Here is a 26,990-nt window from a genome sequence, read left to right on the forward strand (position 1 = left end):
CTCCTCGGGTCACATGCGGTTACCGATACCCAGCGTACCTGATACGCTGGGTATCGTGAACTTTCAGGACACAACCCTCCCTCCTGCCGTCGGGCCTGAGCAGACCGCAAGCTCCGACGGGCGTTCCTCGCGTTGGCAAAGCCACCGTGAGGAACGCCGCAGGGAACTGATCAAGCAGGCCCGGCGTGCAGTGCATGCACTTGGCAGCGACGCGTCCATGGAGGACATCGCAACCGCCGCCGGAACCTCCAAGTCGGTCTTTTACCGTTACTTCGGGGATAAGGCGGGGCTTCAGCAGGCTGTGGGCGAAGTGGTCCTGAGCCAGATGCAGCACCGCATCCAGGAGGCTGCGCAAAGCGCCCTCACACCCCGGGAAGGGCTGCTGGCGATGGTCTCGGCCTACCTGCAAATGGCGGACACCAGCCCCAACGTCTACGCGTTCGTCACCAGCTACGCCCCCGCCGATCAGGCCGTGCCTGCCCATCCTGCAGCCGCCGGCGGCCCGCTGGGGCACTTCTTCGACGCCATCGCGGACATGATCGCCAAGCCCATGCGCTCGCACCTCGGCGACGTTGGAGAAGCTGTCATCGGGTACTGGCCCAAAGCAGCGATCGGCCTGGTGCGCAACGCCGGCGAACAGTGGCTCAGCACCCCCGACTCCCCCGCCAAGCCCACGCAGGAGACCATGGCCCGCCAGATCACGGCGTGGCTGTGTGTTGGCATAGCCCCTGAACTCACCCCCGCTTCACCAACCACCAAGTTATCCGCCAAAGAAGGACTGTGACATGACTGATGTAGTGGAACGCCAAGCCGGCAGGGGCCTGCGCCCCGCGGCAACCCCTGCAGCCACTCCGGACAAGAGCCCCGCCCCCGCCATCGACGTCGAGGCTTTGGGCAGGCAGCTCCTGGGAAAGTGGGCCGACGTCCGCCTCCAGGCAAGGGACCTGGCTGCCAGGCCGGAACTGCACAAAGTGGAAGGCCTGACCCACACGGACCACCGTGCGCGCGTCTTCGGCCAGCTCAAATATCTCGTGGACAACGAAGCCGTGCACCGCGCCTTCCCGTCCGGGCTGGGCGGCTCGGACGACCACGGTGGAAACATTGCAGGGTTTGAGGAACTGGTGGTGGCCGACCCGTCGCTCCAGATCAAGGCCGGCGTCCAGTGGGGACTCTTCGGTTCGGCAGTGATGCATTTGGGAACGGCAGAACACCACACCAAGTGGCTGCCGGGAATCATGAACCTTGAGATCCCCGGCTGCTTCGCCATGACGGAAACCGGGCATGGCTCGGATGTGGCCAGCATCGCCACCACCGCAACGTACGATCCCGACACCGAAGAGTTCGTCATCCATACCCCCTTCCGGGCAGCGTGGAAGGATTACATCGGCAACGCCGCCACCGACGGACTGGGCGCCGTGGTCTTCGCCCAGCTGGTCACCCGCGGCGTGAACCACGGTGTCCACGCCTTCTACGTGGACCTGCGGGACCCGCAGACCAAGGAGTTCCTGCCCGGCATCGGCGGCGAGGACGACGGTATCAAGGGCGGCCTGAACGGCATCGACAACGGCCGCCTGCACTTCACCAACGTCCGCATCCCCAGGACCAACCTCCTGAACCGGTACGGCAACGTTGACGAGGACGGAACGTACACCTCGCCCATCGCCAGCCCTGGCCGGCGCTTCTTCACCATGCTGGGCACCCTGGTCCAGGGCCGGGTGTCCCTGGACGGCGCCGCCGTCGCCGCCTCCAAGGTGGCCTTGAAAGCGGCCATCCAGTACGCCACCGAGCGCCGCCAGTTCAACGCATCCTCCCACACGGAGGAGGAGGTCCTGCTCGACTACCAGCGCCACCAGCGGCGGCTGTTCACCAGGCTGGCCACCACCTACGCGGCCGCCTTCGCCCACGAACAGCTCCTGGAGAAGTTCGACGATGTCTTCTCCGGCGCCCACGACACCGACGCAGACCGCCAGGACCTGGAGACCCTGGCGGCAGCGCTGAAGCCGTTGAGCACCTGGCATGCCCTGGACACCCTGCAGGAATGCCGTGAGGCCTGCGGCGGCGCAGGGTTCCTGATCGAAAACCGCTTCGCCTCACTGCGCGCGGATCTAGACGTGTACGCCACCTTCGAGGGCGACAACACGGTCCTGCTCCAGCTGGTGGCCAAGCGCCTGCTGGCCGACTACGCCAAGGAATTCCGCAACGTGGACTTCGGCGTCCTGGCCCGCTACGTGGTGAACCAGGCAGCCGGCGTCGCCGTGCACCGCACCGGCCTGCGCCAGGTGGCCCAGTTCGTGGCGGACTCCGGGTCGGTCCAGAAGGCCGCGAACGCACTGCGGGACGAGGAAAGCCAGCGCGCGCTCCTCACGGATCGGGTGCAGAGCATGGTGGCCGAGGCGGGAGCCGCCCTCAAGGGCAGCAAGCGCCTCCCGCAGGACAAGGGTGCCGCCCTGTTCAACCGGCACCAGAACGAACTCATTGACGCCGCCCAGGCCCACGCGGAGCTGCTGCAGTGGGAGGCCTTCACGGAAGGCCTGCACAAGGTGGCGGACCCGGGAACCAGGACGGTACTGACCTGGCTGCGCGATCTGTTCGGCCTGTCGCTGATCGAGAAGAACCTGTCCTGGTACCTCATGAACGGCCGCCTCTCCATGCAGCGGGCCCGCACCGTGGGCGGATACATCAACCGGCTGCTGGAGAAGATCCGCCCGCATGCGCTGGACCTGGTGGACGCCTTTGGATACGGCGAGGAGCACGTCCGTGCAGCCATCGCTACCGGTGCCGAAAAGACACGCCAGGACGAAGCCCGTACGCATTTTCGGAATGAACGTGCCAGCGGACAGGCCCCGGTGGATGAGAAGGTGCTGATCGCGAGGACCGCCGCGCCGGGCCGCAAGGGCTAACCAGCCAAACTGCCGCGCCTGTCGGCAAAGCCAGGAAATGACGACGGCGCCGCTCCCCCGCCAAGGGGAGCGGCGCCGTCGCAGGTTGTACGGCCGGGGACGATCAGCCGGCGGCTGGCAGCACGGAGCGGTACACCTCAAGGGTGGTCTCGGTGATGGACTCCCAGGAGAAGTGCTTCTCAGCCCGTTCCCGGCCGGCCTGTCCCATCGCCCGGGCGCGGTCGGGATCGGACACCACCTCGGTGAGTGCGTCAGCGAACTCGCTGACGAACTTCTCCGGATCCAGGGGTGTCCCTGTGCCGTCCGTGACCTGCTCCAGATCCACCAGCAGGCCGGTGCGGCCATGCTCCACGACCTCGGGGATGCCGCCGGTGGCGCTGGCCACCACAGCCGCGCCGCAGGCCATGGCCTCAAGGTTGACGATGCCCAGCGGCTCGTAGATGGAGGGGCAGGCGAATGCGGTGGCGTGGCTGAGCACCTGGATGAGCTCGTGGCGCGGCAGCATCCGCTCGATCAGCACCACGCCCGTGCGCTGCTTCTGCAGGTCCTCGATCAGGGCCGCGGTCTCTGCTGCGAGTTCCGGGGTGTCCGCCGCGCCGAGGCACAGGACCAGCTGGACGTCGGCCGGCAGCTTCGCTGCCGCCCGCAGGAGGTAGGGGACGCCCTTTTGGCGTGTGTTTCTTCCCACAAAGACGACACTCGGCTTGGCGGGATCGATCCCCAGGGCGCGGACGTCGTCGTCGTTTTCGTCACGCTGCCAAAGCTCCACGTCGATTCCGTTGTGCACCACGCGGACCTTTGCCGGATCCACGTTGGGGTAGCTGCGCAGGATGTCCTGGCGCATGCCCTCGGACACCGCGATAATCGCGGCCGCAGCTTCGTACGCCGTCTTCTCCACCCAGGAGGAAAGGGCATAGCCGCCGCCCAGCTGTTCAGCCTTCCAGGGACGCAGCGGCTCGAGGCTGTGGGCGCTGAGAACGTGCGGAATTCCGTGCAGCAGGGAGGCCAAATGGCCGGCCATGTTGGCGTACCAGGTGTGCGAATGGACCAGGTCCGCGCCTTGCACGTCCGGCACAATGCGCAGGTCCACACCGAGGGTCTGGACCGCCGCGTTCGCCCCGCCAAGGTCCTCCGGGACCTGGTAGGACGTTACCGTTGCGCCATGGTAATCGGCATCACGGGGAGCGCCGAAAGCACGAACCTGCAGGTCAACGTGCTTACTAAGCACCCTGCTCAATTCGGCTACATGCACCCCGGCGCCACCGTAGATCTCCGGCGGGAACTCTTTAGTCACAATGTCTATTCGCACAAGACCCAAGGTAGTCGTTCACGGATAACTGTTCTAGTGTGAAGGAGTCCGGGCATACCGGACTGTCTTGGGGAGTTACGAAGGCGTACAGGAGCGACCATCATGCCGTTAACCAAAAAAGTCCTGGCCATTGTCCTCGCAGGCGGCGAGGGAAACAGGCTTATGCCACTGACGGCAGACCGGGCCAAGCCCGCTGTGCCTTTCGCCGGCAGCTACCGCCTCATCGACTTCGCGCTGTCCAACCTGGTGAATTCCCGCTACCTGCAGATCGTGGTGCTGACCCAGTACAAGTCGCACAGCCTTGACCGGCACATCTCCGAGACCTGGCGGATGTCTACCCAGCTCGGCAACTACATCGCTTCCGTCCCGGCACAGCAGCGCGTGGGCAAGAGCTGGTTCCTGGGCAGCGCCAACGCCATCTACCAGTCCCTGAACCTCATCCATGACGCCAACCCGGACATCGTTGTTGTGGTGGGGGCTGACCACGTCTACCGCATGGACTTCGCCCAGATGGTGGCCCAGCACGTGAACAGCGGTGCCAAGGCCACCGTCGCCGCCGTGCGGCAGCCGCTGCACATGGCCAACCAGTTCGGCGTCATCGAAACGGACCAGAACGATCCCCAGAAGATCGCCGCGTTTGTCGAAAAGCCTGCCACCACCCCGGGTCTTGCCGCCGACCCCTCACAATTCCTGGCCTCCATGGGCAACTACGTGTTCGACGCCGACGCCCTGGTGGACGCGCTGCACGTGGACGCCGAGCGCCTGGACACCAAGCACGACATGGGCGGGGACATCATCCCCTACTTCGTCAACCGCGGTGAGGCCGGCGTGTACGACTTCACGCTCAACGAGATCCCCGGCTCCACTGAGCGCGACCGCACCTACTGGCGCGACGTAGGCACCATCGACTCCTTCTACGACGCCCACATGGACCTCATCTCGCCGCTGCCGGTCTTCAACCTCTACAACTCCGAGTGGCCCATTTACACCCGTCAGACCACTTCACCGCCGGCCAAGTTCGTCCGCGGCAAGAACAACACCGTGGGCACGGCGCTGGACTCCATCGTGGCCAACGGCGTGGTAATTTCCGGCGGCGTGGTGGAAGGCTCGGTGCTGTCCAACGACGTCTACGTAGCCACCAGCGGCCGCGTGATCGATTCGGTCCTGATGGACAAGGTGCAGGTGGGTGAAGGGGCAGTGATCAACCGCGCCATCCTGGACAAGAACGTCAAGGTGCCCGCAGGTGCTGCCATCGGTCTTGACCATGACCTGGACCGGGCACGGGGGTTCAAGGTCACCGAATCCGGCATCACGGTCCTGTCCAAGGGCCAGGAGGTTCCCGAGCCCGGCGAGGAAGAACGGAAGCTTGCCGCGCAGCATGTCAGCATCCTGCCCAACGCCATCCGGGCCGCCGCGGAGCAGTATCCCGACATGCGCGAGGCCGCGGACAAGGTTGCCGGCACGCATGCTGCCGCAGCCGCGGAGGCCGCACCGGCCGGCAGGCTTTCCTGACGCCCGCGCCGCCGCCGCTTTCCCCGCAGCAAGCCAGCAGGCCGGGGCACCACTGATGGTGCCGCGGCCTGCTGCGCACGCGGTAAAATTGACCCAATGAGCTCCCCCGATCTGACCCCTGAGGACATCCAGGCCTGCCTCAAGGTCCTGAACACCATCCACGCCTACGACGAGGAGCACCCGGACTATCTCGCGGTACGCCGTGCGACGGGAAAGATGTTCAAAGCGGTCAAGCGCCACCGCAGGGTCACCAAGCGTGATTCGATTGCCGAGGCTGACAGGGCAGTCATCGCCCAGACCGCCACCGCCGCGCCGGACCGGATCGACGACGAGACCCGCGGCAACAAGCTGGAACCGTCTGCTACGGGCAAGATCGCGGGCCATCTCATCAGGTCCCGCCCCTGCTACATCTGCAAGCAGCACTACACCCAGGTGGACGCGTTCTACCACCAGCTGTGCCCGGAGTGCGCCGCCTTCAGCCACAGCAAGCGTGACGCCCGGGCTGACCTCACCGGGCGCCGGGCCCTGCTCACCGGCGGCCGGGCCAAGATCGGGATGTACATCGCCCTGCGCCTGCTGCGGGATGGGGCGCACACCACCATCACCACCCGGTTCCCCAAGGACGCGGCCCGCCGCTTCGCCGCTATGGAGGACAGCGGCGAGTGGCTGCACCGGCTCCGGATCGTGGGAATCGACCTGCGTGATCCTGCCCAGGTCATGGCCCTCACGGATTCCCTCAATGAAGCCGGCCCGCTGGACATCATCATCAACAACGCTGCCCAGACTGTGCGCCGTTCCGGCAACGCCTACAAACCGCTGGTGGATGCAGAGGATGAACCCCTCCCTGCAGCGCTGGAGCACGCCAACGGCGGCCCGGAGCTGCTGACCTTCGGCCACGCCCATGACAAGCACCCGCTGGCCATCGCAGGCAGCGTCACGGAACACCCCGTCCTGGCCGGCGACGCCGTCACTTCGCTGGCGCTGTCCACCGGGTCTGCGTCCCTGGAACGGATCGCCTCGGGAACAGCCATCGACGCCGGTGGGTTGGTTCCCGACCTGGCCACCATCAACAGCTGGACGCAGGTGGTGGACGAGGTGGATCCGCTCGAAATGCTCGAGGTGCAGCTCTGCAACGTCACCGCGCCGTTCCTGTTGGTCAGCCGCCTCCGGGACGCCATGAGGCGCTCCACCGCGCGGCGAAAGTACATTGTGAACGTCTCCGCCATGGAGGGCCAGTTCTCCCGGGCCTATAAAGGACCGGGGCATCCGCACACCAACATGGCCAAGGCGGCCCTGAACATGATGACCCGCACCAGCGCGCAGGAAATGCTGGACACGGATGGCATCCTGATGACGGCCGTGGACACGGGCTGGATCACCGACGAACGTCCGCACTTCACCAAGGTCCGGCTGATGGAGGAAGGCTTCCACGCTCCCCTGGACCTGGTGGACGGCGCGGCCCGCGTCTACGATCCCATCGTCATGGGTGAAAAGGGCGAGGACCAGTACGGCGTCTTCCTGAAGGATTACAAGCCCAGCCCCTGGTGATGGGCGTATGCTCACGGCATGAGCAACGAGTCATCCACCCAAGTGCAGAACCTCGAACACCACGAATGCTGGGCCATGCTGCGGACGGTGTCCGTGGGAAGGCTGGCCGTGCTGGCGGACGGACGTCCGGATATCTTCCCGGTGAACTACACAGTGGACGGCGGCACGCTGGTCTTCCGGACCGCCCAGGGAACCAAGCTGGCCGCTGCCACCGGCGGTGAAGCCGCCGTTGCCGTCGAGGCGGACGGGGTGGACCCCGACACGGGCCTGGCCTGGAGCGTGGTGGTCAAGGGCACCGCTGCCCTGGTCAAAAGCACTGAGGAAGTGCTGGAAACCTCCCGCCTGTACCTTTTCCCCTGGCAGGCCGGCCGGAAGGATGCCTTTGTCCGCATCACCCCGGACTCGGTCACGGGACGCCGCTTCAAGGTCACTGATCCCATGACCTGGTGGACCCAAATCAACGGATCCGCAAAAGCGTCGCAGGAATAGAACGACGGCGAACATCAACAACTGCACGACGACGGGTTCCCCGGCCGGGAAGGCCGGGGAACCAGCTGTATCACGCCAGTTGGGTGATTTCGACGCTCACCTTGAGGGCGGACCCGCCGCCCCCTGACAGGATGCCCTTCAGCGGGGGCACGTCCCGGTAGTCGCGGCCCCGGGCCACCGTGACGTGGAAGTCGCCGGCGGGCTTGTGGTTGGTCGGGTCCCAGCTGCGCCAGTCCCCGTCCCACCATTCAAGCCAGGCGTGGGACTGCCCGGCAACGGTCTCCCCGATCCCGGCGCTGGAGCGCGGGTGCAGGTAGCCGGAGACGTAGCGTGCGGGAATGCCGCAGCTGCGCAGGGCACCGATGGCCAGATGGGCCAGGTCCTGGCACACGCCCTTGCGCTGGCCCCAGGCCTCCTCGGCGTTGGTTGTGACGGCGGTGGAGCCGGACATGTAGGTCATCTCGCCGCGCATCCAGGTAAAGACGGCCATGGCTGCTTCGTGCGGGTTCTTCCCGGCCACCACAGCGGGGATGATGCCCAGCACTTCGTCGCCCGGGCCGCTCAGCCGGGACTGCGGCAGCCAGTCGCTGAAGGCGTCAAGTGTCTCCGGGGACTTCAGGTCCTCCCAGCCCACGATGTCGGCTTCGGCCGGGATCTTTTCCGCCCGGTGCACCTCGACGGTGATGTTTGAGACCACCTCGAGGCTTTCGTGCGGCATCTGCATGTCGAAGGCCGTGACCCTGGTCCCCCAGTAGTCACGGTAGGTGCTGACCGCCGCCTGCGACGGAGCCACCTTTACCACCGATTCCAGGACCACCTGCTGCGAGTCGGTCAGCGGTGTCATGCGGGCCTCGTTGTAGGACAGGGTCACCCGCTTGTTGTATTTGTAGGCCGTCCTGTGGACGATGCTCAACCGGGTCATGACACTTCTCCCACCCAGGCAAGTTCATCCGCCTGATTGAAGTACTTACGGGAAATGGCGTCCGAGGCCTGGGACACTGCCTTCTGCACCCGCTCCATGTGTTCGGGCAGCTCGGACATGAGGTCGTCAGTGCGGTGGAACTCAAGGAAGGTCCGTGCCTGTCCCACGATGCGGCGGGCGTCGTTGATGAAGCCCACGCGTTGCGCGGACGGGTCCAGCTTGGCCAGGCATTCGTCGGCGTCCCGCAGGGCGTAGACGATGGACCGGGGAAAGAGCCGGTCCAGGAGCAGGAATTCGGCGGCGTGCTGGTCCCCGAATGCCGCGCGGCGGGTGCGGAGGAAGGACTCATAGGCGCCGGCGCAGCGGAGCATGTTGACCCAGGACATGCCCGCGGAGAGCACGTCGCGGGTGGAGAGCATCCGTGCCGTCATGTCCGCGCGTTCCAGGGAGCGGCCCAGAACCAGGAAGAGCCAGCTTTCGTCATGGCTCACCGTGGTATCGGCAAGGCCGCTGACCATGGCGGTGCGCTCCAGGGTCCAGTTGCAGAACCGGTACGTGCCCACCACGTCCTTGCGGTGCTGGCTCAGCCCGTAGTAGGTGGTGTTGAGGCTCTCCCACAGCGCAGAGGACACGGTCTCCCGGGCCCGGCGCGCGTTTTCGCGGGCAGCACCAAGGGACCCGGCGATGGAGGTGGCGCTGGTCTTGTCGTAGGCCAAGGCGTGGAGCAGTTCCGGCAGGCCGAAGTCCTCGCTCTGCGGCCGGGCTCCCATGACGGCCAGGAGTTCCTGCGCAACGCTCTTCCGCTCCTCCATGGGGAGGTGGTTCAGGCGTTCCAGGTGGACGTCGAGGATGCGGGCGGTGCCGTCCGCCCGCTCCACGTAGCGGCCGATCCAAAAAAGGGACTCGGCAATTCTGCTAAGCATTCGCGGCTACCTCCTGCGCGCCCGGAACGTTGGAAAAGAAATGCCCGCTGGCGGCAATGTGGTCAAGTGCCCCGCTCACTGCTGCTGCTCCGACTGGCGGTCGCGCCAGTTGCTCTCCACCGGCCAGACGGAGACCCGCTCGCGGACGCTGACCGACTGCCGGGGCACGGTTTCCACCGGCATCTGGGGTGAGTCGGCAAGGACCCAGGTGTCCTTGGATCCGCCGCCCTGGCTGGAGTTCACGATCAGGGAGCCCTCCTTCAGGGCTACGCGGGTAAGGCCGCCCGGGAGCACCCAGACGTTGTCGCCGTCGTTTACCGCGAAGGGGCGAAGGTCCACGTGCCGGGGGCCGAACTTGTCCCCGCCCAGTGTGGGGACCGTGGAGAGCTGCAGGACCGGCTGGGCGATCCAGCCGCGGGGATCGGCGATAATCCGCTGGCGGAGGGCGTCCAGTTCGTCTTTGGAGGCGTCGGGGCCGATGACCAGGCCCTTGCCACCGGAGCCGTCCACGGGCTTCACCACCAGTTCCGCGAGGTTGTCCAGGGTGTACTCCCGGGCCTCCTTTTCCTCGAGGCGGTAGGTGTCCACGTTGGCGATGATGGGCTCCTCGCTGAGGTAGTAGCGGATCAGGTCAGGCACGTAACTGTAAACCAGTTTGTCGTCGGCAACGCCATTGCCCACCGCGTTGGCGATGGTGACGCCGCCGGCGCGGGCGGCGTTCACCAGTCCAGGGCAGCCGAGCATGGAGTCCGAGCGGAACTGCAGCGGATCCAGGAAGTCGTCATCGATCCGCTTGTAGATCACGTCCACCCGCTGCTCGCCGGCGGTGGTCCGCATGTACACGCGGTTTCCGCGGCAGATGAGGTCGCGGCCCTCCACGAGCTCCACGCCCATGAGGCCGGCCAGGAGGGTGTGCTCAAAGTAGGCGCTGTTGAACACGCCGGGGGTCAGGACGACGACGGTGGGATCGTCAACGCCGGCCGGCGCGGTTTTGCGGAGGGCCGAGAGCAACCGGCGGGGGTATTCCTCCACGGGCCGGATGAGCTGCTGGCCAAAGGCTTCGGGCAGGCCCTTGGCCATGGCGCGCCGGTTCTCCAGCACGTAGCTGACACCGGAGGGCACCCGGACGTTGTCTTCAAGGACCCGGAAGGTGCCGGCAGCGTCGCGGACAACATCGATGCCGGAGATATGCACCCGGACCCCGCCCGCCGGCTCGAAACCGTGGACCTGCCGGTGGAAGTGCGCGCTGGTGGTCACCAACTGGCGCGGGATCACGCCGTCGGACACCACTGTCATCTTGTCGTAGACATCGTTCAGGAAGGCTTCCAGGGCGCGCACCCGCTGGGCGACGCCGCGTTCCAGGACATCCCACTCGGCTGCGGGGATGACCCGCGGCACGATATCGAGCGGAAAGGGCCGCTCCTCACCCGCGTAGTCGAACGTGACACCGCGGTCCAGGAAGGTGCGGGCCATGGAGTCCGCGCGTGCGCTGACGTCCGCCAGGGAGAGCTTCCGGAGCGCTTCCGCCACCTGCCCGTACGAGTCCCTGGCCTGTTGCCCGGGGGCGAACATCTCGTCGTAGGCTCCGGTGCGGCCTGCAGCCTCGGAGTAATCCTGGAATAGGTCTGACATGTCCAATAGCCAACCATCTTTTTGTTTCGAATTCATTTACAGCCATCCATTGTGGCGTGTTGGCACCAAAGGCCCGGTTCGTACTTTACTGGCCTCTTCGGGCACAGTAGGTAAGTGCCAGTCAGCAGAAGCCTCCCCGAGCCGGGCCATGGCCGTCTCGGGCCCATCCCGGCGCGGCTGGCGCCCGGCCTGCTGACCGCGGCAGCCGCCGTCGCCGCGGCGTTCCTGGTGCATGGACTGCTGCCTGCACTCCCCGCGATGACCTTGGCCGTGGTGCTGGGGGTGCTCGCCGCCAACCTTCCCGGCGCCGCTGGATGGACCGAAGGGCGGGCACGTGCCGGGCTGGACTTCGCCGGTAAGCACTTGATGCGCGCCGGCATCGTCCTCCTGGGACTGAAGGTCAGCGTCATGGACGTCCTGGGCCTGGGGTGGCTTTCGCTGCTGCTTATCGTGGCGGTGGTGGCGGCCAGTTTCGGTGGGACGTACGCTATCTCGCGCCTCTTCCGCCTCCCGCCGGTGACCTCGCTCCTGGTGGCCACGGGGTTCTCCATCTGCGGGGCCTCCGCCATTGGCGCCATGGCAGCCGTCCGCCGCATCCGGCACCCCGAAACCGTCCTGCCGGTGGCACTGGTGACCCTCTGCGGAACGCTCGCCATCGGTGTCCTGCCCCTCGTCGCCCATCCACTGGGGCTGACGGCAGCAGTGTTCGGTGCCTGGACCGGCGCGTCCGTACATGACGTGGGGCAGGTGGTGGCCACGGCGCAGACCGCCGGCACCGCTGCCCTGGCAATCGCCGTCGTCGTCAAACTCACCCGGGTGCTGCTGCTGGCGCCTGTTGCCGCCATGGCGGGTGCCCATCATCGGAGGGCTGCGCGGTCTGTTGGCGCGGCGGAGGGCGGTGCGGCGAAGATGCCGCCGGTGGTGCCGCTGTTCGTGGTGGGGTTTATCGTCATGGTGGCGCTCCGCTCCACCGGCTGGCTGCCCCAGGGCTGGCTCGAAGCCGGCGCCACGCTGCAGGACATCCTGCTGGGCGCGGCCCTGTTTGGACTGGGCTCGGCGGTGCGGATCCGGAGCCTCCTGCACACCGGCGGCCGGGCCCTTCTGGCCGCACTGGCATCCTGGTTCCTGATTGCCGCGCTGGGTCTGGGGGCAGCGTTCCTCATCGCCGGCTGAGCTTGCCCGGACACCGTGATTAGATAGCCGGGTGTCAAATGAGAATCTGCAGCGCCGCGAAGCCGCCGAACGTTCAGCCTTGATCAGCACCACCAGCTACGACATCTCCCTGGATGTGCGGCAGGCAGCTGATCCGGCAGTCGCCGGCTACACCAGCCGCAGCGTCATCACCTTCACGGCCGAGGCCGGCTCCAGCACGTTCCTGGACTTCATCGGCAGCAGTGTGCACAGCGTGTTGCTTAACGGCAGAAGCCTGCAGGTGGAGGACGTGGTGGACGGTGCACGGATCCGGCTGGAGAACCTGCGGGCCGAGAACCAGGTGACGGTCACCGGAACAGCCCTTTACAGCCGATCGGGCGAGGGCATGCACCGGTTCGTGGATCCCGCCGATGGCCAGTGCTACCTGTACACCCAGTACGAGCCCGCCGACGCCCGCCGGGTGTTCGCCAACTTTGAGCAGCCGGACCTCAAGGCCACCTACACGTTCCACGTCATGGCCCCGGCGCACTGGCAGGTTGCCTCCAACGGTGCCGAGGTGAACCGCACCCTGCTCACCAGCGATCCGGCTACCGCTTGCTGGGACTTCGCCACCACCCTGCCGATGTCCACCTACATCACCACCGTCCTGGCCGGCCCGTACTTCAAGGCCGAGGACCGCTGGCAGGCAACGCTCGACGACGGCACGAGCCTGGACGTCCCGCTGGCCCTTTACTGCCGCGCGTCCATGGCCGAATCCTTCGACACGGACCACCTCTTCGACCTCACGAAGAAGGGGCTGGACTTCTTCAACCGGCTCTTTGACTACCCGTACCCCTGGGGCAAGTACGACCAGGCCTTTGTCCCCGAGTACAACCTCGGCGCCATGGAGAACCCGGGCCTGGTTACCTTTACCGAGAGCTACGTCTTCACGTCCCGGGCCACCGACGCCCAGTACCAGGGACGGGCCAACACCCTGCTGCACGAGATGGCCCACATGTGGTTCGGGGACCTGGTGACCATGCAGTGGTGGGACGATCTGTGGCTAAAGGAATCCTTCGCCGACTACATGGGGACGCTGGGCGTCGACCGGGCCACGGACTGGGACACGGCGTGGGTGAACTTCGCCAACAAACGCAAGGCCTGGGCCTATGTCCAGGACCAGCTGCCCACCACCCATCCCATCGTGGCGGACATCCCGGACCTCGAGGCGGCCAAGCAGAACTTCGACGGCATCACCTACGCCAAGGGCGCCTCGGTCCTCAAGCAGCTGGTGGCCTACGTGGGTTTTGATGCCTTCATCGCCGGCTCCCGGGAGTACTTCCGGAAGCACGCCTACGGGAACACCTCGCTGGCCGACCTGCTGGCCGCGCTGGATGCTGCTTCCGGTCGGGAGCTGTCCGGCTGGGCCCGGCAGTGGCTGCAGACCTCGGGGATCTCCGCGCTGTCTTTGGACTTCGGGTCGGAGGGTGCGGCGGAAGGCACAAAAACAGCGGACGACGACGGGCTGCTGGGCGCGGTGGCAATCGTCCAGGAAGCAACGGACCCCGTCACGGGACGGGAAGAGCTGCGGCCGCACCGCCTCCGCGTTGGTTCCTACGACTTCGACACCGACGGCGCCCTGGTACGGACCGGCAGCATCGAAACCGATGTGACCGGTGCCCGGACAGACCTCCCCCAGCTCGCTGGCCAGCCGAGGCCGGCGCTCCTGCTGCTCAATGATGACGACCTGACCTACGCCAAGGTGCGGCTGGACCCGGCCTCTGAAGCAACGGTTCGTTCCTCGCTCGACAGGATCGCCGATCCGATGACCCGCGCCCTCTGCTGGACGTCGTTGTGGAACTCCGCCCGCGATGGCGAAAGCCCCGCATCGCTCTACGTGGACGCCGTGGCCGCCTTCGCCCCCGCTGAAACCGGCATTGGAGTCCTGCTGAACGTCCTCGACAACGCGACCACCGCCGTCGAACGCTACACGCCCGTAGACAGCAGGGAGCAGGTGCGTTCCGCCTTCCTGGCAGCGGCCGATGCCGAACTGGACCGGGCCACCCCCGGCTCGGACCAGCAGCTTGCCTGGGCCCGCACACTGGCCACCCTCAGCCGGCACGACTCGACCCTGCTCCCCCGCCTCCGCGGCCTGCTAAACGGCAGCGCTCCCGTGGAGGGGCTGGCAGTGGACGCCGAGCTCCGCTGGCACCTGTGGCATGCACTCGCTGCCAACGGACAGGCCAGCGCAGAAGAACTGGACGCCGAACTGGCCCGGGACACCACGGCGTCGGGCCGGGCAGGATACGCGACCGCAATGGCATCCCGGCCGGACCCTGCTGTCAAAGCAGCGGCTTGGGATGCAGCAGTCGAAGGCACCGAGCTCTCAAACCAGATCCTTACGGCGACCATCAGCGGCTTCACAACTGCCCCGCCGGCGCTGCTGGAACCCTACGTGGAGCCCTACTTCGGCTGCCTGCGCGCGGTGTGGGACAGGCGCAGCATCGAAATTGCCAGCCGCATCGTCCGCGGCCTTTACCCCGCGGCGCAGGACTTGGTCCCCGGGACACGCCCCGAAGGGCATCCAGTGGTACGGCGGACCGACGAATGGCTGGCCGCCAATCCGGACGCCCCGCACGCCCTGCGGCGGATCATCGTGGAGCAGCGCAGCCACCTGCTGCGCGCACTCACGGCGCAGGCCGCCGTCGCTCCCCAACACGCATCGATTGCTCCGTAACTGCCGTTTTGGGGCGCCAAAAGGACAATTACTCAGCACTCGATGGGACTAGGGGACGCGGTGGAGCCACTCCTCGGTCCCGAACTTGCTGGCCACCCGCTCCTCTGCGGCTGCCAGCTCGTGTCCGGCCAGCTGTGACGGCCTAGCCCCATAGCGCTCGCTGAACACCTCGATCATCGCCTCGATGATGGCCATCCGGGCCAACCCGGTCTGGCGGCGCAGCGGGTCTACACGCTTCTTGGCGCTGCGGGTGCCCTTGTCGGAAAGCTTCTCCTTGCCGATCCGGAGGACCTCCACCATTTTGTCGGCGTCGATGTCGTAGCTCATGGTGACATGGTGCAGCATGCCGCCGTTGGCCAGGCGCTTCTGCGCGGCGCCGCCAATCTTCCCCTGGTCAGTGGCGATGTCGTTCAGCGGGATGTAGAAGGCGTTGATGCCTAGCTTCTCCAATGCGGCCATGACCCAGGCGTCAAGGAACGGGTAGGAGTCGGCGAAGCTCAGCCCGTCCACCAGGGTCTGGGGCAGGTAGAGCGAATAGGTGATGCAGTTGCCGGCCTCCATGAACATGGCGCCGCCGCCGCTGATGCGCCGGACCACGTTGATGCCATGTTTGGCGACCCCCTCGGGGTCCACCTCGTTCTGCACGGACTGAAAGCTCCCGATTACCACCGATGGTTCCTGCCAGTCCCAGAACCGCAGGGTGGGGGTACGCTCCCCCGCGCCAACTGCCTCGGTGAGGACCTCGTCCAGGGCCACGTTGATTTCGGTGGGCAGCACGGTGGGCGCGATGACGTTCCACTCGTGGTCTCCCCAGGAGGTAGCCTTAGCCAACGCGCGGCGGACTGTGACGGCCACGGCGTCAGCAGAGAAGCCGAACAGGACAGCTCCAACCGGCAGCGCGGCGGTGACGGCGGCTGCGAGGTCCTTGGCAGGCGTGGTGTCCGGAAGCCCGGTCAGCGCGCGGTTGATATCAGCCAGTGCCTCGTCGGGTTCCAGGAAGAAGTCGCCGCTGACGGAAACGTCCGCCAGGGCCCCATCCACCACCTTCAGGTCCACCACCACCAGCTTGCCACCGGGCACCTTGTACTCCCCGTGCAGGCGCTGGTTGTCGGCATTAATGGCAGGAAATCCGGACTCGCTCATGCTTCCCATCCTGCCCCAGAAATCCGGTGCGCGGTTAACGCAGGAAGCCCGCACCGTTTCCGGTGCGGGCTTCCTGACAACAGCTTGGGCGAAGGAATTACTTCTTGCCGCCGAAGCCCTTGAAGCGAGCGTTGAAGCGCTCGACGCGGCCTGCAGAGTCCATGATGCGCTGCTTGCCCGTGTAGAACGGGTGGGACTCGGAAGAGATTTCGACGTCGATGACCGGGTAGGTGTTTCCGTCTTCCCACTCGATGGTCTTGGAGGAAGACACGGTGGAGCGGGTCAGGAACTTGGTGCCGGAGGCCAGGTCGTTGAAGACAACAGCTTCGTACTTCGGGTGGGTATCAGACTTCATAATGGGACCTTTGTTCGCGCAGCTGGATTTTGCCAGCTGCCAGGTATGAATGGAATGGCTGGATTCTGTTGCATCAGCCGAAGCTGAAAAAGCAGGACAACCAGCTATCCATCATAGCCGATGCCGGTGGGGCTGACGAACGCGCGCACCATTGGCTAGGCCCGTGCGCGAAGCTCCCAGAAGGCCACGGCGGACGCGGCAGCCACATTGAGGGAATCCACGCCGTTGCGCATGGGGATCTTGACGGCGAGGTCGACGGCGGCAAGCGTCTCCGGGCTCATACCTGCGCCTTCGGTGCCGAGCACCAGGGCGAGCTTGTCCAGGTTGCGGGACGCGACGGCGTCGACGTCCTCTGCGTCCGGTGTCAACTCCAGTGCCGCGACGGCAAAGCCATGGTCCTTGAGCATCTGCAGGTCCCCTGGCCAGTCATGCAGCCGCGCCCAGGGAACCTGGAACACCGTGCCCATGCTGACCCTGACGCTGCGGCGGTACAGGGGATCGCCGCAGCGCGGGGAGACCAGGACGGCGTCGATGTCCAGCGCAGCCGCGGAGCGGAAGATCGCTCCCACGTTGGTGTGGTCCACGATGTCTTCCAGCACCGCCACGCGGCGGGCCCCGGCCAGGAGCTCCGGCAGCGGCACCGGGGCCGGCCGCTGCATTGCCGCCATGGCCCCGCGGTGGAGGTGGAAGCCGGTGATTTCCTCCAGCAGTGCAGCGGAGCCGATGAACGCCGGAACGTCGGGGAACGCCTTGAAGACGTCGTCGAGGTCCGCCATCCACTTCTCGGCGAGGAAGAACGACCTTGGCTGGTGCCCGGCGGCCAGCGCCCGGCGGAGCACCCGGGACGATTCGGCGATGTACATGCCCTCGGCCGGTTCGCGGAGCTTCCGCAGGTGCACGTCGGTCAGGGTGGTGTAGTCGCTGACCCGGGGGTCGTCGGCGGATTCGAGGTAGTGGAAAGTCACCGGGTGATTATTGCAGCAGGTTGGCGATCATGACGGCCAGGGCCACGATGCCCAGGCTGAAGATGACGGCACGCAGGACGCGGGGCGACAGCTTGCGGCCCACCTTCGCGCCCATGAGGCCCCCGATGGTGGAACTCACAGCGATCAGCAGCACCACCAGCCAGTTCACACGGTCGAAGGCGAACAGCAGGTAGGAGATGGCCGCCACCATGTTCACGCCGAGGACCAGGAAGTTCTTCATGGCGTTGGCGTTCTGGATGGTGCCCTTGAGGAAGACGCCCAGGATGCCCACCAGCAGGATCCCCTGCGCCGCCACGAAGTAGCCTCCGTACACGCCGGCCAAATAGACCAGCACCACCAGGAGGATCCCGTGGCGTTTATCCTTGGCGGCCTGCGCCGGATCGGCCTCGCGGTTGCGCACCCAGTCCTGCAGCCGTGGCTGGAACACAACCATCAGCATGGCCAGGACCAGCAGGACCGGGGCCACGTAGTGGAAGACTTTTTCGGGCAGGTGGAGCAGCAGGTATGCCCCGGTGATGCCGCCCAGGACGGACGCCGGCAGCAGGCGCATGACCTGCCGCCCACGGCCGGCCAGTTCCCGGCGGTACCCGAAGGCACCTGCGCCCGTGCCGAACACCAGGCCCATCGCGTTGCTCATGGAGGCCGTCACCGGCGCCACGCCCAGGGCGATGAGCACCGGGAAGGTGACCAGGGTGCCGGAGCCCACCACCGCGTTGATGGTGCCGGCCCACAGCCCGGCGACGAACACAATGATGCTGCTGAAGAATTCCAAGGTAGTTGCGCAGGCCTCTTCTAGCGGCGCGCTGTGGCGGTGTAGCGTCCCGCGTTCTCGGTCACCGCAAGCGGCAACCCAAAAGTAGTGCTGAGGTGTTCTTCGGTCAGGACCTCGGTAATGGGTCCGGCAGCCACCACGCCGCCGTCGCGCAGCAGCATGGCGTGGGTGAATCCCGGCGGGACTTCCTCAAGGTGGTGCGTGACCAGGACCATGGCAGGAGCGGTCTCGTCCCGGGCGAGCTCGGCGAGCTTGTGGACCAGCTCTTCGCGGCCGCCTAGGTCCAGTCCGGCGCCTGGCTCGTCCAGGAGGAGCAGCTCCGGGTCGGTCATGAGGGCGCGGGCAATCTGGACGCGCTTGCGTTCGCCTTCGGACAGGGTGGCAAAGGTCCTGTTCAGCAGCGGGCCCATGCCCCAGTCGTTCAGCAGCCGGAAGGCGCGCCGTTCGTCGTCGCGCTCGTAGCCTTCACGCCAGCGGCCGGTGACGCCGTAGGCGGCGGTGACCACGACGTTCAGGACGTTTTCGTGTTCGGGAATCTGGGTGGCGAGGGCTGCGGAGGAGAGACCGATGCGGGGCCGGAGTTCGAAGACGTCAACGCGGCCCAGGATTTCGTCGAGGATGCCGGCCGTGCCGCTGCTCGGGTGGAGCCGGGCCGCCGCGATCTGGAGGAGGGTGGTCTTGCCGGCGCCGTTGGGGCCGAGGATGACCCACCGTTCGCCCTCGTTGACCTGCCAGTCAACCTTGTCCAGCAGGGTCTTCTTACCTCGGACAACGCTGACGGAGTCCAGTTCCAGAACATCACTCATAGGAGTAGACACTAGGACAAAAAAGAAGATGACTGATAACCGGTGTGAAGGGTGCCTAACGGCCCTGCGGCAGAGGCCCGCAATGAATTCAAGCCACCCCCTGACCGCTGGCTAAGATTGCAGGCATGACTTCGAACGTGACTGCGGTCAGCTATGGCCTGAATATGACCTCCGCCGGGCTGGAGCAGCTGCGTTCCGTCCTTGCCTCCGAGGGCGCCCAGGTGCTTGCCGAAACGGCTGCCGGCGACGACCGCTACCAGGTCCGGGTTCTCGAACTGGCCCTTCCCGACGCGACCGCTGCTGGGCTTGCCGCCCTGCGCCGCGCGGTGGCGGAGGCGGCAATGGATGGTTTCGACACTGCCATCGTGCCCGCCGCCCTTCGCACCGCACCCCGCAAGCTGCTGATCATGGACGTGGACTCCACCCTGATCCAGCAGGAGGTCATCGAGCTTCTGGCCGCCTATGCAGGCAAGCGGGAGGAAGTCGCGGCCGTAACCGAAGCTGCGATGCGGGGTGAGCTGGACTTCGCCCAAAGCCTCCACGCCCGTGTGGCCGTACTCGCGGGGCTGCCGGCCGACGTCGTCCATTCCGTCCGCAAGGAAGTGAAGCTCAGCGAAGGCGCCGACCAGCTGGTGGCCGCGTTCAAGGCCGCCGGCCACACCGTTGCGGTGGTGTCCGGCGGATTCAACCAGATCCTCGAACCGATCGCCGCCGACCTGGGCCTGGACTACTGGCAGGCCAACGAGCTGGAAATCGTGGACGGCGCGCTGACCGGCAAGGTGCTGGGCGCCGTGGTGGACAGGGCTGCAAAGGAGAAGTACCTGCGGGAATGGGCTGCGGCCGAGGGGATTGCACTTGAGTACACCGTGGCCGTGGGTGACGGCGCCAACGACCTGGACATGCTCGGCGCCGCCGGCATCGGGGTGGCCTTCAACGCCAAGCCGGCCGTCCGCGCCGTGGCCGACGCCGCCCTGAACATTCCCTACCTGGACGCAGTCCGCCACGTCGCCGGCGTCTGACACCCCCTAACCGCGGGAAGGCCCGGCCACCGGATAACCAGTGGCCGGGCCTTCTGCAAACTGCTGCTAGCTGGAAGCCTCGGCGCTCTTGCCGAAGTAATCCGCTCCGCCGGCGTATTCGGTGTGGCCGGACTCGACGTCGGCCGTTGCCATCCCTGCCACCACCTGGGCGAACTCTTCAACGGAGTACAGCTTGCCGGCCTCCGCGCGGCGGGCCTCAATGGCGCCCGGGGTGGAACGGTCCAGGAGCGTGGCGGTGACCGTGCCTTCGATCATGTCGCCGGACACCACCACCAGGGAGATGCCCTTCTCCGCCAGGTTCGGGATCAGTTCACGCAGGGCGTCCTCGCCGGCGCGCTTGCTGCGGGCCACCGGCTCGTAGGCCGGCATGGTGGGGACGGTGTTGATGAAGTGGGCCTGGTGGCTGGTCACGAAGACCACCCGCGACCCTTCCTGCATCAGGGGCACTGCAGCGTTGAGCATGTTGATCTGCGCGTCGCGGTTCAGCTTGAGCGCATAGTCCTCGCCCATGCCGGTTTCCATGCCGCCGGAGGCGTTCAGGACCAGGATGTCCAGGGACCCGAAGTTTTCCATGGCGGCGCTGGCGAGGGCCTGCACGCCTTCCTGGGTGGTGAGGTCCGCACCCACGGCGACGGCGCGGCCGCCCGCGGCTTCGATCCCCTGCACCACTTTGTTGGCGCGGGGCGCCTTCTGGCGGTAGTTGACCACGACGGCGGCGCCCTCCGAGGCGAGGATCTTGGCTACGTCAGCGCCAATGCCGCGCGATGATCCGGTGACGATCGCTGTCTTGTTGTCCAGCAGTCCCATACAAGCTTCCTTTGTTCGAAACATCTAAATCGTTGTGGCCTGCAGTCCATCATGCCAGCGGCGGGGGCCGGCATCCCTTGTCCGACTTCGACAAAGAAGGACCCGGAGGCTAGTTTCCTCCAGCGCCTACCCTGCAGGGGCGGGAGACCGGCAGGGTCAGTGTCCCATGCCCAGGCCGCCGTCAACCGGGATAACAGCGCCGGAGATGTAGGCGGCTTCGTCGCTGGCGATCCAGCGCACCACGTCGGCCACCTCTGCCGCCTCGGCGAAGCGTCCTGCGGGGATGCTGGCCAGGTAGTCCTTTTGGGTTGCTTCGGGGAGTTCTGCGGTCATGTCGGTGTTGATGAAGCCGGGGGCCACCACGTTGGCGGTGATGCCTCGGGAGCCAAGCTCGCGGGTAAGGGACCGGGCGATGCCTACCAGGCCGGCTTTGGAGGCGGAGTAGTTGATCTGTCCGGGCGCGCCGTAGAGGCCGGAGACAGAGGAGATGAGGACCACACGGCCTTTCCGGAGCCGGATCATCCCCTTGGACGCGCGCTTGATGACCCGGAAGGCTCCGGTCAGGTTGGTGTCGATGACAGAGGTGAAGTCGTCCTCGCTCATGCGCAGGAGCAGGGTGTCCTTGGTGATGCCTGCGTTGGCCACCAGGACTTCCACGGGACCGTGGGCCGCTTCCACTTCCTTGAAGGCGGCGTCCACCGAGGCTTCGTCGGTGACGTCCGCCTTGACGCCGAGAATTCCCTCCGGAAGCTGCGTTTCACTGCGGTAGGTCACGGCAACTTTGTCGCCATTGGCCAGGAACGCCTGCGCGATGGCCAGGCCGATACCGCGGTTGCCGCCGGTCACCAGGACGCTGCGGGGTGCGGACGCTGTTTCTGTCATAGGGGTGCTCCGAAATTCTGCGGCAGGCTGCGCCGCGGTAGCGGGGTGTGGTTTGGGCTGCCTCCGATCTTAGCGGCAGGGCCGCGGCGGGTTTGGGCAGCACTGCCAATGGTGCGAGAATTAAGGGAAGCCTTTGGAGCGTGATCATCCACCGTGACCCTTGAAAACCATGCGGGACGTTCCGCGCCCGAAGAACCGGGCCGGTTCTCCGGCGACGCCGAGGTCCACAGCATTACGGACGCCGCGGCCGCACATTCGGAAGATATGCGCCAGCGGATGATCAAGTACGCCCTGGCCATGGGGATCCGCATGGTCTGCCTGATCCTGATTTTCGTGGTGGACGGCTGGTTCAAGATCATTGCCGTGGCGGGAGCAGTCTTCCTGCCCTGGATTGCGGTGGTCATCGCCAACGGCAGCGACAAGGCGGAGACGCCCAGCGACCTGCTGCTGGACTCGGCCCCGTTGGCCGAGCTTGAAAGCCCGCCTCCCCCGGCCACCGAAGACTTACCGGAAAGCGCCGTGCTCCAGGGCGAGCTGGTGAAGGACGATGACCAGGAGCGCGGAGAGCAGGGGCAAGCCAAATGAGCATTTTCGATTTTGCAGCAGGATCCGACGTCGCGTCTGAGACCGCCATGTGTTCCCGGAAGGCGTGCAGGGCACAGGCGTCCTGGCAGCTTCTGTGGAACAACCCCAAAATCCATACACCCGAGCGGCGCAAGACCTGGCTGGCCTGCGCCGACCACCGGGAATGGCTCGAGGACTACCTGCAGACGCGCGGGCTATGGAAGGAAACCCTCCCTCTTGCCGGGGACGGCGGATCGCTGGAGCAGGACATTTAGATGTACCGTTTCCTCTTTTCCAGCAAGTGGCTGGGCTATCTCCTGCTGGCCGCCATCTTTGCCACCGCCTGTGTTTTCCTGGGCCGCTGGCAGATGGACCGCCGTGCGGAGACCCTCGCTGAAATTAATCGTGTGGTCAGCAATTACTCGGCAATGCCCATCCCCTTCGCCCAGGCACGGGACCAGTTCAACCAGCTGGACCCGGCCAAGGAGTGGACCCAGGTTGAACTGAAGGGAACGTACGACGCCGCCGGGGAGCGGATTGTGCGCAACCGGCCGCTCAATGGCCAGCCCGGCTACGAGGTAGTGGTCCCCTTCCGCCTCACCACGGGTGAGACAGTCGTCATCGACCGGGGTTGGTTGCCCATCGGCAACAAGAATCCGGGCAGCCCCGATTCGGTGCCTGCCCCTCCCCAAGGTGAGGTAACCGCCGTCGTGCGTTTGAAGCATGGCGAGCCGGAGCTTCAACGCGGCGCCCCCGAAGGGCAGCTGGCGTCCATCGACCTCCCTACGTACGCCGCGCAGCTGGGCTATCCGCTGATGACGGGCGCGTACGGCCAGCTTGCCTCGGAAACGCCGCCGGCCCCCGAGATGCCCGTTGCCTTCCCCAAACCGTCCACGGACGAGGGGACGCACCTGTCCTATTCCCTGCAGTGGTTCGCTTTCGGCGTGCTCATGTTCGTCGGGTTCGGCTACGCGGCGCGGCAGCAGGCGCGGAACGCAGCGATCGATGCCGAGGACGAGGAATTGCTTGACGATGAGGCCGTCCATGCCGCGGTGACCCCTCGCCGTCGGCCGGCTCCTCCGCGCAAGCGCAAGAAGGCCACCGCCGAGGAAGAAGAAGACGCCCTCCTGGACGCGCAGGGCTACTGAGGCATGGAGACGTACGACGGCGGCCCGGTCGCCTTGGTCCGCTCAGCGTTGCTGACGGCGGGGCTCGCCGACACCGTACGCACCTTTCCAGCGGGAGTCCCCACGGCGGCCGCAGCAGCTGAGGCCCTGCAATGCGAGCTTGCCGCGATCACCAACAGCCTGATCTTCGAGCTCAGCGGTGAACCGCTGCTGATCCTGGCCAGCGGCGCCTCCCGCGTCGACACGGCGCTGGTCGCAGCGCAACTCGGCACGGGCAAGATTCGCAGAGCCTCCCCTGCCTTCGTGCTGGAACACACCGGCCAGGAGGTAGGTGGCGTGGCACCTGTTGGCCACCCGAAAAAGATCCGGACCCTGTTGGATGAGTCCCTGCAGCCCCACGAGCTGCTGTGGGCCGGAGCAGGCGACCACAACTCAATGTTCAGCATTACCTATGAACAGCTCCGGAGCATTACCGGAGCGCTGGAGCTGCAGGTGCGCTAAGCCAGCGTGATGAGGTCCAGGTAGTCCTCGTTCCAGAGGTCCTCGACGCCATCGGGAAGCATGACAACCCGTTCCGGGTTCAGGGCCTCGACCGCGCCTTCGTCGTGGCTGACCAGGACGACGGCGCCGGTGTAGTTGCGTAGCGCGCCCAGGATTTCGGCGCGGCTGGCGGGGTCGAGGTTGTTGGTGGGTTCGTCGAGGAGCAGGACGTTGGCGCTGGAGGCAACGATGGTGGCCAAGGCCAGGCGGGTCTTCTCGCCGCCTGACAGCACGCCGGCGGGTTTGTCCACGTCGTCACCGGAGAACAGGAATGAGCCCAGGATGCCGCGCACCTCGGCGTCCTTCATGTCCGGTGCGGCGGAGCGCATGTTCTCCAGGACGGTCCGGTGGTGGTCCAGGGTCTCGTGTTCCTGGGCGTAGTAGCCCACCTTGAGCCCGTGGCCGGGGATGACTTCGCCGGTATCGGGGGCGTCCACTCCTGCGAGCATCCGCAGGAGAGTGGTCTTGCCGGCACCGTTGAGGCCCAGGATGACCACTTTGGAACCGCGGTCGATGGCCAGGTCCACGTCGGTGAAGATCTCCAGGGACCCGTAGGACTTGCTGAGCCCGTCCGCGGTGAGCGGGGTCTTGCCGCAGGGTGCAGGGTCCGGGAACCGCAGGGCTGCCACCCGGTCCTGCTCGCGGACCGCTTCGAGTCCACTGAGCAGGCGCTCGGCGCGCTTTGCCATGTTCTGGGCCGCAACAGCCTTGGTTGCCTTGGCCCGCATCTTGTTGGCCTGGTCCATGAGGACCTGTGCCTTCTTCTCGGCGTTGGCCCGTTCCCGCTTCCGGGCCCGCTCATCGGTCTCCCGCTGCAGGAGGTAGCGCTTCCAGTCCATGTTGTAGAAGTCGATCTGTGCGCGGTTGGCATCCAGCAGGAACACCTTGTTGACCGTGGCTTCCAGCAGGTCGGTGTCGTGGCTGATGACGATCAGGCCGCCCTGGTGGTTCTTGAGGAAGTCACGCAGCCAGGCGATGGAATCGGCGTCGAGGTGGTTGGTGGGCTCATCCAAAAGCATGGTCTCGGCGTCCGAGTAGAGGATGCGGGCCAGTTCAACACGGCGGCGCTGGCCGCCGGAGAGCGTCTTGAGCGGCTGGTTCAGCAGGCGGTCCGGGAGCGCCAGGTTTGAGCAAATCGAGGCAGCTTCAGCTTCGGCCGCATAGCCGCCGGCCGCGAGGAATTCGGATTCCAGCCGGTCGTACCGGCCCATGGCCTTCCGCTGTACCTCGGCGTCCTCGCTGGCCATTTCGTCGTGCGCCTTCCGGAGCTTGCCGACGACGACGTCCAGGCCACGGGCGGACAGGATGCGGTCCCGTGCGAGCTGCTCCATGTCCGGGGTACGGGGGTCCTGGGGCAGGTAGCCGATCTCGCCGCTGCGGGTCACCTTGCCGGCGGCAGGAAGGCCTTCGCCTGCAAGGACGCGGGTCAGCGTGGTCTTGCCGGCTCCGTTGCGGCCCACGAGGCCGATCTTGTCACCCTTGTCGATGCGGAAGCTCACCTGATCCATCAGGAGCCGGGCACCGGCACGCAGTTCAAGATCCTGGACAGTAATCACAGCAGGTAAGGCCTTTCACAACAGGGAACGCCACGGTCCGCACACGGAGTGCCAGGGGACGCTGGGGCAGAGTGGCCGTCAGAACGGCACAATCCAGTCTACCGTCCGGCAGGCGGCGCACTTTCCATTCTGCACGTGCAAGGAGGCTGGGACGGACGCCGTCGGCTTAACTGACCGCAGCGGAACGGCCCTTCAAGGAGAATGAGGACATGGAATTCGACCGGCTGCTGCAAATCCGCCGTATCTATGCGCAGCCTGCCGCCTTGGAGCTGCCGCGCGGCCGGGAGATCGTGGCACGTTGGCCCGAAGCCGACGTCGTACCGGTGGAAAACCATTGGAACATTCCGGACCTTCACGGTGACGAAACCAACGTGCCGCGCTGGTCACGGATCAAAACGGAAGCCCTGGTCCTTGGGGTCAAGAAGTCCCTGACCGTTAAGCCGAACGGCAGGTCGGCGGACTTCATTGCCCCGTCCACGGCCAACGGGTGCGCCATGGCCTGCGCCTACTGCTACGTCCCCCGGCACAAGGGCTACAGCAACCCGGTCACGGTGTTCGCCAACATCGGCCAGATCGCCGCGGCGCTGGAACGGCACGCTACACGCCAGGGACTCAAACTGGAACCCAACCAGTGCGACCCCGAGCTGTGGGTCTATGACATCGGCGAAAACAGCGACTGCTCGGTGGACGCCCTGATCAGCGACAACGTGGAGGACCTCGTCACGCTCTTCCGCGAACTGCCCAATGCCAAGCTGTCCTTCGCCACCAAGTTCGTCAACCGGCAGATGCTTAGCTGGAACCATGGTGGCCACACCAGGATCCGCTTCTCGCTGATGCCGGCGGACCTGGCGAAGTCGGTGGATGTCCGGACGTCACCAGTGGCGGAACGGCTGGCTGCGATCAACGAGTTCGTCGACGCCGGGTACGAGGTGCACGTGAACTTCTCCCCCGTCATCATCACCGACACCTGGCTGGCCGACTGGGAGGAGCTGCTCCGCCAGCTCGACGCGACGCTGACCCCGGCAGCCAAGGCGCAGCTGGCGGCCGAGGTCATTTTCCTGACCCACAACGAGCAACTGCACGAAGTAAACCTGGGCTGGCACCCGCAGGCCGAGAACGTCCTGTGGCGTCCCGACCTCCAGGAAGCCAAGGTTTCGTCGAACGGTTTCAGCAATGTCCGGTACCGGGCGCGCACCAAGGCGGGCTACGTCCAGCAGCTGACAACGCTGATCGACAGGATCGCACCCTACTGCCGGATCCGCTACGCGTTTTAGGCACTGTGCTCGTGTCGGCGGCGCCGGCCGCGCAG

The 26,990-nt window shown here is 66.1% G+C and carries 25 protein-coding genes; 13 read left to right on the forward strand and 12 right to left on the reverse strand.

Translation table 11 applies throughout. The annotated features are described in order from the left end of the window. The first annotated feature begins 13 nt into the window (after window positions 1–13). Together FBY30_RS17470 and FBY30_RS17475 are read left to right on the forward strand one after the other, a co-directional pair. Entirely contained in the window at window positions 14–784 is a 771-nt protein-coding gene (locus FBY30_RS17470; protein ID WP_142133855.1) for a TetR/AcrR family transcriptional regulator, read from the forward strand. A gap of 1 nt (window position 785) precedes the next feature. Continuing rightward, window positions 786–2,900 carry an acyl-CoA dehydrogenase family protein gene (locus FBY30_RS17475; protein ID WP_142133856.1) on the forward strand — a complete coding sequence of 705 codons (2,115 nt, stop codon included), beginning with the start codon at window positions 786–788 and terminating at the stop codon, window positions 2,898–2,900. A gap of 103 nt (window positions 2,901–3,003) precedes the next feature. On the opposite strand, the gene glgA is transcribed toward FBY30_RS17475, so the two are convergent. After that, window positions 3,004–4,209, reverse strand: a complete 1,206-nt coding sequence (gene glgA / locus FBY30_RS17480) for a glycogen synthase (RefSeq protein WP_142133857.1) — start codon at window positions 4,207–4,209, stop codon at window positions 3,004–3,006. A 102-nt stretch (window positions 4,210–4,311) separates the two neighbouring features. Here glgA and glgC point away from each other — a divergent pair, with 102 nt between their 5' ends. From glgC to FBY30_RS17495, 3 genes are all read left to right on the forward strand, one after another. Next, window positions 4,312–5,721: a glucose-1-phosphate adenylyltransferase gene (gene glgC, locus FBY30_RS17485; RefSeq protein ID WP_142133858.1), complete on the forward strand. Its 1,410-nt coding sequence runs from the start codon at window positions 4,312–4,314 to the stop codon at window positions 5,719–5,721. A 96-nt stretch (window positions 5,722–5,817) separates the two neighbouring features. Continuing rightward, window positions 5,818–7,269: an SDR family NAD(P)-dependent oxidoreductase gene (locus FBY30_RS17490; RefSeq protein WP_142133859.1), complete on the forward strand. Its 1,452-nt coding sequence runs from the start codon at window positions 5,818–5,820 to the stop codon at window positions 7,267–7,269. 18 nt (window positions 7,270–7,287) lie between these two features. Then, window positions 7,288–7,758, forward strand: a complete 471-nt coding sequence (locus FBY30_RS17495) for a pyridoxamine 5'-phosphate oxidase family protein (protein ID WP_142133860.1) — start codon at window positions 7,288–7,290, stop codon at window positions 7,756–7,758. A gap of 70 nt (window positions 7,759–7,828) precedes the next feature. Here FBY30_RS17495 and FBY30_RS17500 read toward each other — a convergent pair whose 3' ends face one another. The 3 genes from FBY30_RS17500 to FBY30_RS17510 form a co-directional block, all read right to left on the reverse strand. Further along, window positions 7,829–8,680, reverse strand: coding sequence for a transglutaminase family protein (locus tag FBY30_RS17500; protein ID WP_142133861.1), 852 nt, complete (start codon window positions 8,678–8,680; stop codon window positions 7,829–7,831). Beyond that, entirely contained in the window at window positions 8,677–9,603 is a 927-nt protein-coding gene (locus tag FBY30_RS17505) for an alpha-E domain-containing protein (protein ID WP_142133862.1), read from the reverse strand. Before FBY30_RS17505 ends, FBY30_RS17500 begins: the two co-directional genes overlap by 4 nt. Before the next feature lie 75 nt (window positions 9,604–9,678). After that, a complete protein-coding gene (locus FBY30_RS17510) occupies window positions 9,679–11,235 on the reverse strand; it encodes a circularly permuted type 2 ATP-grasp protein (RefSeq protein ID WP_142133863.1) in 1,557 nt (518 codons plus the stop codon). 114 nt (window positions 11,236–11,349) lie between these two features. Here FBY30_RS17510 and FBY30_RS17515 point away from each other — a divergent pair, with 114 nt between their 5' ends. Both FBY30_RS17515 and pepN read left to right on the forward strand, forming a co-directional pair. Then, complete coding sequence (locus FBY30_RS17515) at window positions 11,350–12,408, forward strand: YeiH family protein (RefSeq protein ID WP_142133864.1); 1,059 nt, start codon at window positions 11,350–11,352, stop codon at window positions 12,406–12,408. A gap of 31 nt (window positions 12,409–12,439) precedes the next feature. Further along, window positions 12,440–15,103, forward strand: a complete 2,664-nt coding sequence (gene pepN, locus FBY30_RS17520) for an aminopeptidase N (protein ID WP_142133865.1) — start codon at window positions 12,440–12,442, stop codon at window positions 15,101–15,103. A 48-nt stretch (window positions 15,104–15,151) separates the two neighbouring features. Here pepN and FBY30_RS17525 read toward each other — a convergent pair whose 3' ends face one another. From FBY30_RS17525 to FBY30_RS17545, 5 genes are all read right to left on the reverse strand, one after another. Further along, window positions 15,152–16,246, reverse strand: a complete 1,095-nt coding sequence (locus FBY30_RS17525) for a lipoate--protein ligase family protein (RefSeq protein WP_200830714.1) — start codon at window positions 16,244–16,246, stop codon at window positions 15,152–15,154. Window positions 16,247–16,343: 97 nt separating this feature from the next. After that, on the reverse strand, window positions 16,344–16,601 hold the full coding sequence (locus FBY30_RS17530) for a type B 50S ribosomal protein L31 (protein WP_018761303.1): 258 nt from the start codon (window positions 16,599–16,601) through the stop codon (window positions 16,344–16,346). A gap of 155 nt (window positions 16,602–16,756) precedes the next feature. After that, window positions 16,757–17,566, reverse strand: coding sequence for a TrmH family RNA methyltransferase (locus tag FBY30_RS17535; protein ID WP_142133867.1), 810 nt, complete (start codon window positions 17,564–17,566; stop codon window positions 16,757–16,759). A 7-nt stretch (window positions 17,567–17,573) separates the two neighbouring features. Next, window positions 17,574–18,359: a sulfite exporter TauE/SafE family protein gene (locus FBY30_RS17540; protein WP_142133868.1), complete on the reverse strand. Its 786-nt coding sequence runs from the start codon at window positions 18,357–18,359 to the stop codon at window positions 17,574–17,576. Window positions 18,360–18,379: 20 nt separating this feature from the next. Further along, a complete protein-coding gene (locus FBY30_RS17545) occupies window positions 18,380–19,165 on the reverse strand; it encodes an ABC transporter ATP-binding protein (protein ID WP_142133869.1) in 786 nt (261 codons plus the stop codon). A 125-nt stretch (window positions 19,166–19,290) separates the two neighbouring features. On the opposite strand from FBY30_RS17545, the gene serB reads away from it, so the two are divergent. After that, window positions 19,291–20,184, forward strand: coding sequence for a phosphoserine phosphatase SerB (gene serB / locus FBY30_RS17550; protein ID WP_142133870.1), 894 nt, complete (start codon window positions 19,291–19,293; stop codon window positions 20,182–20,184). A 66-nt stretch (window positions 20,185–20,250) separates the two neighbouring features. Here the strand turns inward: serB and FBY30_RS17555 are convergent, their stop codons facing one another. Beyond that, window positions 20,251–21,012, reverse strand: coding sequence for an SDR family oxidoreductase (locus FBY30_RS17555; protein WP_142133871.1), 762 nt, complete (start codon window positions 21,010–21,012; stop codon window positions 20,251–20,253). 156 nt (window positions 21,013–21,168) lie between these two features. Next, on the reverse strand, window positions 21,169–21,894 hold the full coding sequence (locus FBY30_RS17560; RefSeq protein WP_142133872.1) for a beta-ketoacyl-ACP reductase: 726 nt from the start codon (window positions 21,892–21,894) through the stop codon (window positions 21,169–21,171). A 153-nt stretch (window positions 21,895–22,047) separates the two neighbouring features. On the opposite strand from FBY30_RS17560, the gene FBY30_RS17565 reads away from it, so the two are divergent. Genes FBY30_RS17565 through FBY30_RS17580 form a run of 4 tightly spaced genes read left to right on the forward strand, consistent with a single transcriptional unit; the run spans window position 22,048 to window position 24,086 of the window. Continuing rightward, on the forward strand, window positions 22,048–22,479 hold the full coding sequence (locus tag FBY30_RS17565; protein WP_142133873.1) for a DUF3099 domain-containing protein: 432 nt from the start codon (window positions 22,048–22,050) through the stop codon (window positions 22,477–22,479). After that, complete coding sequence (locus tag FBY30_RS17570) at window positions 22,476–22,733, forward strand: hypothetical protein (protein ID WP_142133874.1); 258 nt, start codon at window positions 22,476–22,478, stop codon at window positions 22,731–22,733. Before FBY30_RS17565 ends, FBY30_RS17570 begins: the two co-directional genes overlap by 4 nt. Continuing rightward, window positions 22,734–23,606: an SURF1 family cytochrome oxidase biogenesis protein gene (locus FBY30_RS17575; RefSeq protein WP_142133875.1), complete on the forward strand. Its 873-nt coding sequence runs from the start codon at window positions 22,734–22,736 to the stop codon at window positions 23,604–23,606. It begins immediately after the preceding gene. 3 nt (window positions 23,607–23,609) lie between these two features. After that, entirely contained in the window at window positions 23,610–24,086 is a 477-nt protein-coding gene (locus tag FBY30_RS17580; protein ID WP_142133876.1) for a YbaK/EbsC family protein, read from the forward strand. On the opposite strand, the gene abc-f is transcribed toward FBY30_RS17580, so the two are convergent. Continuing rightward, window positions 24,083–25,681 carry a ribosomal protection-like ABC-F family protein gene (gene abc-f / locus FBY30_RS17585; RefSeq protein WP_142133877.1) on the reverse strand — a complete coding sequence of 533 codons (1,599 nt, stop codon included), beginning with the start codon at window positions 25,679–25,681 and terminating at the stop codon, window positions 24,083–24,085. The two genes, FBY30_RS17580 and abc-f, sit on opposite strands and share 4 nt — an antisense overlap. A gap of 209 nt (window positions 25,682–25,890) precedes the next feature. On the opposite strand from abc-f, the gene FBY30_RS17590 reads away from it, so the two are divergent. After that, window positions 25,891–26,955 (forward strand): spore photoproduct lyase family protein, encoded by a 1,065-nt coding sequence (locus FBY30_RS17590; protein ID WP_142133878.1) that lies wholly within the window; start codon window positions 25,891–25,893, stop codon window positions 26,953–26,955. The last annotated feature ends 35 nt before the right edge of the window (window positions 26,956–26,990 follow it).

The organism is Arthrobacter sp. SLBN-83, assembly GCF_006715285.1.
GTDB lineage: Bacteria > Actinomycetota > Actinomycetes > Actinomycetales > Micrococcaceae > Arthrobacter.

Coding starts and splice junctions, on each gene's coding strand:
- FBY30_RS17575 (WP_142133875.1), top strand. CDS start 22,734: ATGTACCGTTTCCTCTTTTCCAGCAAGTGGCTGGGCTATCTCCTGCTG.
- FBY30_RS17555 (WP_142133871.1), bottom strand. CDS start 21,012: ATGGGACTGCTGGACAACAAGACAGCGATCGTCACCGGATCATCGCGC.
- FBY30_RS17495 (WP_142133860.1), top strand. CDS start 7,288: ATGAGCAACGAGTCATCCACCCAAGTGCAGAACCTCGAACACCACGAA.
- FBY30_RS17475 (WP_142133856.1), top strand. CDS start 786: ATGACTGATGTAGTGGAACGCCAAGCCGGCAGGGGCCTGCGCCCCGCG.
- FBY30_RS17500 (WP_142133861.1), bottom strand. CDS start 8,680: ATGACCCGGTTGAGCATCGTCCACAGGACGGCCTACAAATACAACAAG.
- FBY30_RS17545 (WP_142133869.1), bottom strand. CDS start 19,165: ATGAGTGATGTTCTGGAACTGGACTCCGTCAGCGTTGTCCGAGGTAAG.
- FBY30_RS17560 (WP_142133872.1), bottom strand. CDS start 21,894: ATGACAGAAACAGCGTCCGCACCCCGCAGCGTCCTGGTGACCGGCGGC.
- FBY30_RS17580 (WP_142133876.1), top strand. CDS start 23,610: ATGGAGACGTACGACGGCGGCCCGGTCGCCTTGGTCCGCTCAGCGTTG.
- FBY30_RS17510 (WP_142133863.1), bottom strand. CDS start 11,235: ATGTCAGACCTATTCCAGGATTACTCCGAGGCTGCAGGCCGCACCGGA.
- FBY30_RS17530 (WP_018761303.1), bottom strand. CDS start 16,601: ATGAAGTCTGATACCCACCCGAAGTACGAAGCTGTTGTCTTCAACGAC.
- serB (WP_142133870.1), top strand. CDS start 19,291: ATGACTTCGAACGTGACTGCGGTCAGCTATGGCCTGAATATGACCTCC.
- glgC (WP_142133858.1), top strand. CDS start 4,312: ATGCCGTTAACCAAAAAAGTCCTGGCCATTGTCCTCGCAGGCGGCGAG.
- FBY30_RS17525 (WP_200830714.1), bottom strand. CDS start 16,246: ATGAGCGAGTCCGGATTTCCTGCCATTAATGCCGACAACCAGCGCCTG.
- FBY30_RS17505 (WP_142133862.1), bottom strand. CDS start 9,603: ATGCTTAGCAGAATTGCCGAGTCCCTTTTTTGGATCGGCCGCTACGTG.
- FBY30_RS17470 (WP_142133855.1), top strand. CDS start 14: ATGCGGTTACCGATACCCAGCGTACCTGATACGCTGGGTATCGTGAAC.
- FBY30_RS17490 (WP_142133859.1), top strand. CDS start 5,818: ATGAGCTCCCCCGATCTGACCCCTGAGGACATCCAGGCCTGCCTCAAG.
- FBY30_RS17590 (WP_142133878.1), top strand. CDS start 25,891: ATGGAATTCGACCGGCTGCTGCAAATCCGCCGTATCTATGCGCAGCCT.
- FBY30_RS17570 (WP_142133874.1), top strand. CDS start 22,476: ATGAGCATTTTCGATTTTGCAGCAGGATCCGACGTCGCGTCTGAGACC.